We start from the raw sequence: 10051 nt of genomic DNA on the forward strand, positions 1-10051 counted from the left end.
GGCGGCAGCGGGGCGGGCGGCCGCCGTCCGACCCGGGCAGCGGCTCGGGACGCGGCTCGGGACGCGGCTCGGGAAGCGGCCCCGGGAAACGGTCCGGCCCGGGAACGGGCGGCGGTCGAGTCCGTGAACAATCGATGCCCCCGACCGGGAACGGACGACGGGATTCGGCCAAGGTGGCCGATAATGCCCGCACATTCTCGGCCGAAATGCCGATAACTGCCGGATCCGGAGCGAAGTTGCCGGTTCCGGAGGCGCACATCGAACACTGTGACCACTTCGCCGAAAATAGTCCGCGTAGTACACTCGTTCGCGCGTCGCCCGAGCAGCCCGAAGGCGGCGGTCACCTCACCGTCGAATCATCCCCGAATCATCGCCGAAGGCCGCCGTGAACAGCCGCGACAAACCGTCACCATGTCCCCGATTCATTATTCCACGGCACTGACACACTGCCGGCCAGGCACCCTGCAACCCTGACACCTTGCGGCCCGGGCGCCCTGCGACCCCGGTCGGCGCGAGCGCTCACGCCTGCGCTCCGCCGGACGGCCGGCGGCGATCGTTTTTCGGAGTGATTGGCGCCGCACCACGGCGCACTGAGTTCTGACTTTTATTCTGCTCACGACAGCAGGAAGCGCGGGGGAATGGACAACAATCAGCTTCGCTCGATGTTGGTAACCCAACGGAAGATGGTCGGATGGAGCCAGGAGCAATTAGCCGAACACTCCACCGTCAGCGTCCGCACCATTCGTAATCTGGAAACCGGCGCCATCAAGAACCCGCGGCGCAGTTCCGTGGAACTCCTGGTGGGCGCGCTGTTCTCCGCGGCGACCGACCGGGACGACACCCTGCTCTCCCACGCCGTCCAGGCCGGCGCCCCGGCCGGGCTGCTGCCCGCCCGGTCTGAGCCCCGCCCGCCGGTCCGCGTCGCCGAACTCCCGGACAACGCGCGGTGGCAGGGGCTGCGGCCCAAGACGGACGTCACCGTCGGCCGCCAGGCCGACCTGCTGCACGTCGTGACCGCCCTGCGACCGGGCCGCCCGCTGGTGCTCACCGGACCGGCCGGGGTCGGCAAGACCCGGCTGGCGCTGGACTCCGCCGCCCACCTGCTGGACCGCTTCCGGGACGGCGTCGCGGTCCTGGAGCTCGGCTCGGTCACCCCCGAGGCCGTCGACCCCGCCGCCGCCTCGGCCCAGGCCCAGCGCGCGCTCGACACCCTCCTCCGGGGCGTCGGCCACGACCCGCGGACCGACCCCGAGCCGCAGATGCTGCTGGTCGTCGACAACGCCGAGCACGTCATCGACACGGTGGCCCGGCAGGTCAGGGCGCTGCTGGCGCGGCACCCGGCGCTCCACATCATGATCACCTCGCTGCGGGCGCCCGCCGGGGTCCCGGCCGACCTGTGGGAGGTGGCGCCGCTGTCGGTCGACCACCCGGACGGCCCCTACGGCTGCCCGGCCGCCGCCGAACTGTTCTGCCGCCGGGTGCACTCGGTCGTCCCGACGCTCGACCTCGGCGACCAGATGCCGCAGGTGGTCGAACTCTGCCGACGCCTCGGCGGTCTGGCGCTCGCGATCGAGAACGCCGCCGTCCGGATGCGCTCGGTGCCCCTGCACGTCCTGGTGGACGAGTGCCGGGTGCTCCCGATCCTCGGCCAGGAGGAGGTCGGCGGGCTCTCCCACCACCGCTCGCTGCACCGCAGCCTCGCCTGGGCGTACGGGCTCCTCGACGAACGGCAGCGCCGGGCGCTCAGACGGTTCTCCCGGTTCCCCGAGGAGTTCTCCATCGACGACGTCCGGCAGCAGCCGGTCGACGGCGGCCGGGAGCCCTCCCGCAACCTCGACGTGCTGGCCGAGCTGGTCGACTTCTCCGTCGTCCAGGTGAAGCGCGGCCACCAGTACGCGTACCGGGTGCCCCGGATGATGCGCGAGTACGTCAACGCCATCCCGGCCTGAGGGCCGGCCCGTACCATCCACGCCGCCCGCGCCCAGAGCACCGCTCCCGGCACGGGCGGCCACGGGCTTCCTGAGCGAGGGTCAGCTTCGCGCGGCCGGACCGGACCGGACCGCCGCCGACCGGTAGCCCGCCCTCCCGCCCCGTAACCCGTCTTACCGGTGATACCTATCCTGGGCCGCATGACCGACGCAGCCGACCGGAGCGCCGCCGACGGGCAGCCCGCCACCCCACCCGGGCTGGTCCTCACCACCCCCGGGGGCGGCCGCTTCCACTTCGACCCCGGCGCCCTCTGCCTGGAACTGCTCACCACCGGCGGCCCCGGCCCGTACGCCCGGTACGAGCTGCTGCACCGGCCCGCCGACCTCGCCGCCTGGCTCCCGCCGTCCCGGCTGCGGCTGCCCGCCGACGCCGTACGGATCTCCCCCGCCGAACTCACCGCCGCCCGCACCCTGCGCGACGCCCTGTGGCGCCTGGCCGCCGCCCGCGCCCACGGCGGCCGGGGCACGCCCGCGGACCACGCCGTCCTCAACCGGGCCGCCGAGCACCCGCCACTGGTCCCCCGGATCGCCCCGGACGGCACCGCGGCCGCCCCGCTGCCCGCCGACGGAGCCCAGCTGGTCTCCACCCTCGCCCGGGACGCCATCGCCCTGCTCACCGGCCCGTACGCGGACCGGGTCCGGGAGTGCGCCGCCGACGACTGCCAACTGATCTTCGTCAACACCTCGCGGCCGGGCCGGCGCCGCTGGTGCTCGATGGAGCGCTGCGGCAACCGCCACAAGGTCCGCGCGCTACGCGCCCGCCGGGAGTCCGAGGAGGCCCCGCCGACCACCGCCCGCACCCCCGACTCCGGGCGTACGCAGGCTGATCGACCGTCTGAGAGCATGGGCTGATGCGACCGCTGTACTCCGTTCCCCTCGGCATCGCCGCCACCGGCGCCGCCTGTCTCGCCTACTCCGTCGGGTACGAGGTCCGGGCCTTCCGCCTCCGCCGGATCGAGGTCCCTGTCCTCCCCCGCGGCGCCCGCCCGATCCGGGTCCTCCAGGTGTCCGACATCCACATGGTGAGCGGGCAGGGCAAGAAACAGCGCTGGCTGAAGAGCCTGGCCGGCCTGCGCCCCGACCTGGTGGTCAACACCGGCGACAACCTCTCCGACCCGCTCGGCGTCCCGGCCACCCTCGACGCGCTCGGGCCGCTCATGGAGTTCCCCGGCGTCTACGTCTTCGGTTCCAACGACTACTACGGCCCGGCCCGCAAGAACCCGGCCCGCTACCTCCAGGCCATGCGCAGCGGCGCCCACGGCATGAACAACCCCGACGGCACCGCCCGCCGCGGCATCACCGGCGCCGTCCACAACCCCTGGGAGAAGCTCCGCGACGGCTTCGACGCGGCCGGCTGGCTCGACCTCACCAACACCCGCGGCCGGCTCACCGTGAACGGGCTCGACCTGGAGTTCACCGGCCTCGACGACCCGCACATCCGGCGCGACCGCTACAGCGAGGTCGCCGGCGGCCCGTCCCCCGACGCCGACCTCTCCCTCGCCGTCGTCCACGCGCCCTACCTGCGCGTCCTCGACGCCTTCACCGCCGACCGCTACCCGCTGATCCTGGCCGGCCACACCCACGGCGGCCAGCTCTGCATCCCCTTCTACGGCGCCCTGGTCACCAACTGCGACATCGACACCCGCCGGGTCAAGGGCCTCTCCACCCACACCGCCGGCGGCCACCGCTCCCACCTCCACGTCTCGGCCGGCTGCGGCACCAACCGCTACACCCCCGTCCGCTTCGCCTGCCCCCCCGAGGCCACCCTCCTCACCCTCGTCCCGGCAGCCCGCTGACCCCCACCGGACGCCCGCTCGAAACCGGATTTCGTGTCTCGGCGAGCGTCCGGTAGAGTTCTACTCGTCGCGAAGGAGACGGAGCGACAAACCGCAAGACCGGGGTGTGGCGCAGCTTGGTAGCGCGCTTCGTTCGGGACGAAGAGGCCGTGGGTTCAAATCCCGCCACCCCGACCCACTGCAGAGGGCCTGCCGGAGAAATCCGGCAGGCCCTCTGTCGTCGTGCATGACTGCAGATCACCAGCGAAGCCCGACCCGAGAAGGAGCGGTCCGCAGGGGTGGCGCAGCTCACATGCCACCTTCCCCCTCCCCATCGGGCACAAGATCGTCGGACCAACGGCGACGACCCGGTCCAGGTCATCCTCGGCGTCGGACCGGTCCGCTACCTCCGTGCACTCGTGGCGGCCAACGACACCCATCGACCAACGGCTGGGTGATCCGCAGAGCAGGCCTATGCGCCGGCTACCGACGGTTCGACCAGTCCCGCTACGACTGCGCTGGGCGATCCCGACCATCCGGCTGCAGAACGCCAAACGGAAGCGATGCCGTGGTGTTCCAGAAGGCGGACGTAGACGTCGCCGATCCCCTCGGTGAAGAGTGCCAGCTGCCTGGGCTGTTCCTCGGGCGGATAGAGCAGGAAGGAGTACGTCGCCAACTGCCCGAGTGCTTCTCGCACCGCGTGGGTGGCATTCCCCTGTTTCACGACCTTGGCTTCGATCAACCAGTGCACAGACCCATTGCGTGCGACGATGTCTCTCGGATGCACGTTGGTTCCCACCTCGAATCCGTTGGTGCGGAGGTGAGTTCCGTAGTCCCGGACCAGGGTTTCGTGCTTCCTGGTCTTCACCTTCTCGCGGCTCTTGATGGTCTGCACGTAGTCTTCGCCGCTCTTGGGGGCGAAGTGGAGCAGTGTGTCCTTGCTCTGCTCGTGCGGCCACGTGCCTTCTGCCCGAACCGTGAAGATGACGTCGCGCGTCGTCTGCCGCAGGTACTCCCGGGCGGCCAGGGCATCTTGGTAGAGCGCGATGAACCGCCGGAGGTCATCGCACAACACGTCTTCATCGGGTAGATCGTCAACCCTGTAGGTGCGGGCAAGGACGTTGCCACGCTCGTACGACTGGGGCAGCCCCGGGCGACCGCCGAGATCGATGTCGGCATCCAGGTCCTGGCCGCTGTCTTCGGACAACGCTCCACGAATGGCGCCCGCTTCCACCGCAAGCTTGCGATTCGCCTCTGCGGTTTTGTACTTCTCAAGAAGTTCAGTGACACCGTGGTTCAGACTGAGCGACACCGTCTCCATGTTCTCAGCGAAGAGGTAGACCACGTACATGCCGTGCCGAGCCGTGGTGGTCTCGTCAGGGTCGAAGAACGCAACCCACGGGCAGAAGGCGGCTGCACCGGCGCCTGCACTCCCCTTGATGATGTATTCGCCCTGCACATAACCGGCAAAGTGGGACGGTGCGTCTCGGAGGAGACGTGCCGTTGGTGTGCTGATCCCCTTAAGACGGTCGTACGTCGTGCCAACCTCATGCAAGAAATCTCGAAGTGTCATGGAGGGCATCGTAGGCCGCAACCCCGACATCGACGCCGCTCGCCCTCCTCCAATTCGATCTGGCCGTTGGCCAGTTAGCCTGACGAACTCGCCGCGGCAGGCGTCACCGAAGGATGTGGAACCGTGCGGTACGCGTGAACGTTCGCGATACGAAGATCAACCCCTGGTCCATCGATGAGTCCATCGATCCTCTGACGTCGAGAGGTCCGAACTTTGCAGGAACAAACCCCCACCATCACACCCATCGACTTCGACGGCTACGGAGAGGTGCCGGGCATTGAAGTCGGACGCTCCTTCGCCAACCGACGAGAGCTGGCAGCCGCCAAGGTGCACCGGCCGTTTCAGGCCGGAATCTGTGGCACGGCGGAACTCGGGGCCGAGTCCATCGTCGTCTCCGGAGGCTACGAGGACGACGAGGACGACGGTGACGTCATCGTCTACACCGGGCAGGGTGGGCGCGATTCGGAATCGGGTCGACAGGTGCGGGACCAGGAGCTGACCCGTGGCAATGCCGCCCTGGTAACCAGCCGGACCATCGACTCGCCAGTCCGCGTGGTCCGTGCGGTGCCACACAGTACCCAGCGGTCCGCCAACCCCAGCTACCGCTATGACGGACTCTTCCGGGTCGAAGACTCCTGGCACGACATCGGCCGATCCGGATTCCGGATCTGGCGCTACCGCCTCGTGAGTCTTTCTGGCTATGTGCCGGCCCACCGGGAGCCGACGTTGCAGGAACCGGCTGGTCGGGACATTCCCACACGACTTGAAGCCAAGGTCCGCCGGATCGTCCGCAGCACCAAGGTGGCGAACTTCGTGAAGCGGGCGCACGACTTCGCCTGTCAGGTCTGCGGCGAGCGGCTTCGCACGCCCACCGGTGCCTACGCAGAAGCAGCTCACATCCGGGGGCTGGGTCAGCCACACAACGGGCCCGATGTCGCGAGCAATGTGCTCTGTCTCTGCCCCAACCACCACACGCTGTTCGACTTCGGCACGTTGGCCATCGCGGAGGACCTGACCATCACCGACCGCGCCACGGGTGCGGAGATAGGGAGGCTGCGGGAGGCTCCTGGCCATCGGGTGGACCAGGCGCACCTGGCCTATCACCGGGACCACTACTCCGAGGGCTGGAAGCACTCTCCGGACGCCGACAAGTAGAGAAGCCTCTGGGGGCCCTGCCGAACTCTTCGGCAGGGCCCCCGGGGTTTCGGGGGCCGGGTCAGAGGGTGGTGGCGAGTTCGGTGCGGGAGGTGATGTTGAGCTTGGGGTAGGCCTTGTAGAGGTGGTGGGCGACGGTGCGGGGGCTGAGGAAGAGCTGGGCGGCGATGTCGCGGTTGGTGAGGCCCTGGGCGGCGAGGCGGGCGATCTGGAGTTCCTGGGGGGTGAGGGGGGACTGCGGGGTGCCGGTGGGGGTGGCCGGGGTGGGGGCCGGGGTGCCGGTGGCGGAGAGTTCGGTGCGGGCGCGGGCGGCCCAGGGGTGGGCGGCGAGGCGGTCGAAGGTCTCCAGGGCGGCACGCAGGTGGGGGCGGGCGTCGGTGCGGCGGCGGGTGCGGCGCAGCCATTCGCCGTAGAGGAGGGCGGTGCGGGCCTGTTCGAAGGGGCGGTGGGCCGTTTCGTGCCGGGAGAGGGCGGCACGGTAGGTGGTCTCGGCGAGTTCGTCGGGGCCGAGCAGGGCCTGGCAGCGCAGGCGGAGGGCTTCGGCCCAGGGGCGGTCGGCGGCGGCCGTCCAGCGGGCGAAGCGTTCGTAGGCTTCGGCGGCGCGTTCGGGGGTGCCGAGGCGGATGGCGGCCTCGACCAGGTCGGGGACGGCCCGGGTGGCGCTGACGTGGTGGCGGTGCGGGCCGGTGGTGAGGGTGTGCAGCCGGTCGGCGGCGTCGCCGGCGCGGCCCTGGCCGAGGTCGAGCAGGGCGAGCGCCCACCGGGCCCAGGCCTGGCCGGCCGCGGGGGCGGCGGTCTGCGGGCCGGTGGTGGCGAGGGCGGTGGCGGCGAGTTCGGCGCAGTGGTCGGTGCGGCCGTCGAGCGCGGCCAGGTAGGCGAGCAGCGCGGTGAGTTGGCTGACCCACTGGTGCTGGCCGGTGTCCCGGGCGAGGCCGAGGCCTTCGGTGGCGGTGAGTTCGGCGTCGCGGTGGCGGCCGTGGAAGAGTTCGGCCTCGGCGAGGAAGAACTGCAGGGTGGGCATCACGCCGACGGTGCCCTTGGCGCGGGCCTCGGCGACCAGTTCGGCGGCGAGTTCGGCGGTCTCCTCGTCGCGTCCGAGGACCAGGGTGGCGCCGCACAGCTGGACCAGGTCGACCGGGCTCTCGGCCCCGGCCCGCCGGGCGGCAGCGGCGGCCTCCCGGACCGGCGGCAGCGGACCGGCGGGCCGTCCGAGCGCGGGCAGGACGGCCGCGGGCAGGTGGCGGGCGAGCGGGGCGAGGGGGTCGTCGGCGGCGAGCGGCAGGACCGCCAGGCGGTCCAGGACGGCGGCCACCGGCTCCTCCCCCGCGTACCAGGCGGCATGGAAGGCCTGGAGCAGCATCCGGGCGGCGTACGGCGGGTCGATGTCGGTGCCGGCGGCGTCGAGCAGCAGCCGGTGGGCGGTCGGGTACGCGCCGCGCCAGAAGTGCGCGGTGGCCCGGACCTGGTCGAGCAGGGCGTGCGCCAGGACGTCGTCGGTACGGCCGGAGGCCTCGTCGGCGAGCACCTCGGCCCGCACCAACTCGCCTTCCTCGGTGGCTGATTCGGCGGCCAGGACGAGCCGGCGGGTGGCGCCGTCGCGGTCCGGGGTGAGGCGGGCGGCGCGCTCGTACGCGGCGGCGCCGCCGTGGCCGCCGCGGCGCCCGGCGCGGACGGCGGTGCGCTCCAGCGCGTCGGCGAGGCCGGCGTCGGGGGCGGTGGCGGCGAGGGCGAGGTGCCAGGTGCGGCGGTCGCCGTCCGGCAGCGCCCCGGCGACGGCCCGGTGGACCGCCGTCCTCTGGTGGTGCGGCGCCCGTTGGAGGATCGCGGAGCGCAGCAGCGGGTGCCGGAAGGCGATCCGGCGGTCGGCCGTGACCGTCACCAGGCCGGCCGCCTCGGCGGGCGCGAGGTGGTCGGCGGTGACACCGAGGGCGGCCGCGGCGGGCAGGACGACGTCCAGTGCCCCGCCCTCCTCGGTGGCGGCGACCAGCAGCAGCGTCTGGGTGGCCGCGGGCAGGCCGGTGACCTGGCCGTGGAAGGCGATCAGCAGCCGGCTGGTGAGCGGCAGGCCGCCCGGCGCCGGCGGCTGCGGCCCGGTGGCGACCGGGAGTTCGGTGAGCGCGAGCGGGTTGCCGGCCGCCTCGGCGAGCAGCCGGTCGCGGACGGTGGACGGCAGGTCGGGGCCGGCCCGCCGGGCCAGCAGCCGGGTGGCGTCGGCTTCGGAGAGGCCGGTCACCTGCCGTTCGGGCAGGCCCAGCGGGCGCTCCGCCGGGCTGCCGCCGGCCCCGGACGGGCCGCCGGTGCGGGCGGCGAGCAACAGGGCCACCCCCTCGGCCTGGAGCCTCCGGGCGGCCAGCAGCAGGGCGTCCAGGGAGGCCCGGTCCAGCCACTGCACGTCGTCGATGACGCACAACAGCGGTCGTGCGGTGGCGAGTTCGGCGAGCAGACCGAGCGTGGCGAGCCCGACCAGCAGCCGGTCGGCGCCCGCCCCGCCGTTGCCCGCCCCACCATTGCCCGCCCCACCAGCGTCGCCCGCCCCGCCGCCGTCGGAGAGTCCGAACGCCGCCTCCAGCGCCCGCCGTTGCGGGCCGGGCAGGACGTCCAGCCGGTCCAGGCCGGGCGCGAGCAGCAGACTCAGCCCGGCGTACGGCAGCTCGGCCTCGTACTCGACGCCGGCCGCCCGGACCACCCGGAACGCCTCCCCCGCGCGCGCGACGGCGTCGTCCAGCAGCGCGGTCTTGCCGATGCCGGCCTCGCCCCGGAGCAGCAGCACTCCGCTGCGTCCGGCCCGCGCCCCGTCCAACAGCCCGTCCACGGCGGCCTGTTCATCTTCCCTCCCGTACAGCATGCCTTGACCCTACCCAGCCGGGTCGCACACCACGGCCGACCACCGCACCGGTACACCCCCGCGGAGGCTACGTACCCCATGCCCATACGTGACGGATTCGCCGCCGGCCGCCCGTCCCTACCGTGGTGAGCACCGGGAACGGCCCGGCCAACCACCCACCGGAACACGGGAGATGACGATGACCGAGATCACCACCGCCGCCCTCCAGCAGCTCGCCGAGCGCTACCTCGCGGTGTGGAACGAGACCGACCCGGCGGCCCGCCGCAAGCTGGTCGACGAGGTGTGGGCCGAGGACGGCCGCTACACCGACCCGCTGGCCGCCGTCACCGGCCGGGACGCGATCGACGCGCTGATCGGCGCCGCCCAGGCCCAGTTCCCGGGGCTGGAGTTCACCCTCGGCCCGGTCGACGCGCACCACGACGTCGCCCGCTTCACCTGGAACCTGGGCCCGGCCGGCGCGGAGCCGGTGGTGATCGGCTTCGACGTGCTGGCGGCCACCCCGGACGGCCGGATCGGCGCGGTGTACGGCTTCCTCGACCGCGTCCCGGGCGCCTGACCCCGCAGACCGCCGCTCCGGCCCCGGGCCGGGCGTTCGTGGACGCCCCGGTCACCGCGCACGGCGACGCCGCCGCCCGCACCCCGTACACCCCGATGACCACACTGCTCAGGAAGAGCAGCAGGATGGCGAGCAGCGAGATCACGGCGCGCGGTCCTC

The 10051-nt window shown here is 72.4% G+C and carries 7 protein-coding genes and 1 tRNA gene; 6 read left to right on the top strand and 2 right to left on the bottom strand.

Features of this window, described 5'->3' with window-relative positions; all coding sequences use genetic code 11:
- Positions 1-662: 662 nt before the first annotated feature.
- From ACFU6K_RS19250 to ACFU6K_RS19265, 4 genes are all read left to right on the top strand, one after another.
- Positions 663-1949, top strand: coding sequence for a helix-turn-helix domain-containing protein (locus tag ACFU6K_RS19250; protein WP_380664530.1), 1287 nt, complete (start codon positions 663-665; stop codon positions 1947-1949).
- Positions 1950-2129: 180 nt separating this feature from the next.
- Entirely contained in the window at positions 2130-2840 is a 711-nt protein-coding gene (locus tag ACFU6K_RS19255; protein ID WP_380664532.1) for a CGNR zinc finger domain-containing protein, read from the top strand.
- The gene (locus ACFU6K_RS19260) at positions 2840-3784 is read left to right on the top strand and encodes a metallophosphoesterase (RefSeq protein ID WP_049658238.1); all 945 of its coding nucleotides are present in this window, start codon (positions 2840-2842) and stop codon (positions 3782-3784) included. The genes ACFU6K_RS19255 and ACFU6K_RS19260 overlap by 1 nt, the downstream gene beginning before the upstream one ends.
- A gap of 100 nt (positions 3785-3884) precedes the next feature.
- Positions 3885-3958, top strand: a tRNA-Pro gene (locus ACFU6K_RS19265).
- Between the two features lie 277 nt (positions 3959-4235).
- Here ACFU6K_RS19265 and ACFU6K_RS19270 read toward each other — a convergent pair.
- The gene (locus ACFU6K_RS19270) at positions 4236-5336 is read right to left on the bottom strand and encodes an MrcB family domain-containing protein (protein WP_380664534.1); all 1101 of its coding nucleotides are present in this window, start codon (positions 5334-5336) and stop codon (positions 4236-4238) included.
- A gap of 213 nt (positions 5337-5549) precedes the next feature.
- Here ACFU6K_RS19270 and ACFU6K_RS19275 point away from each other — a divergent pair, with 213 nt between their 5' ends.
- The gene (locus ACFU6K_RS19275) at positions 5550-6491 is read left to right on the top strand and encodes a YDG/SRA domain-containing protein (RefSeq protein WP_380664536.1); all 942 of its coding nucleotides are present in this window, start codon (positions 5550-5552) and stop codon (positions 6489-6491) included.
- Between the two features lie 61 nt (positions 6492-6552).
- Here ACFU6K_RS19275 and ACFU6K_RS19280 read toward each other — a convergent pair whose 3' ends face one another.
- A complete protein-coding gene (locus ACFU6K_RS19280; RefSeq protein ID WP_380664538.1) occupies positions 6553-9336 on the bottom strand; it encodes an ATP-binding protein in 2784 nt (927 codons plus the stop codon).
- A gap of 178 nt (positions 9337-9514) precedes the next feature.
- Here ACFU6K_RS19280 and ACFU6K_RS19285 point away from each other — a divergent pair, with 178 nt between their 5' ends.
- Positions 9515-9892: a nuclear transport factor 2 family protein gene (locus ACFU6K_RS19285; protein ID WP_117491817.1), complete on the top strand. Its 378-nt coding sequence runs from the start codon at positions 9515-9517 to the stop codon at positions 9890-9892.
- The last annotated feature ends 159 nt before the right edge of the window (positions 9893-10051 follow it).

It is taken from the genome of Kitasatospora sp. NPDC057512 (genome assembly GCF_042802135.1).
Lineage (GTDB): Bacteria > Actinomycetota > Actinomycetes > Streptomycetales > Streptomycetaceae > Kitasatospora.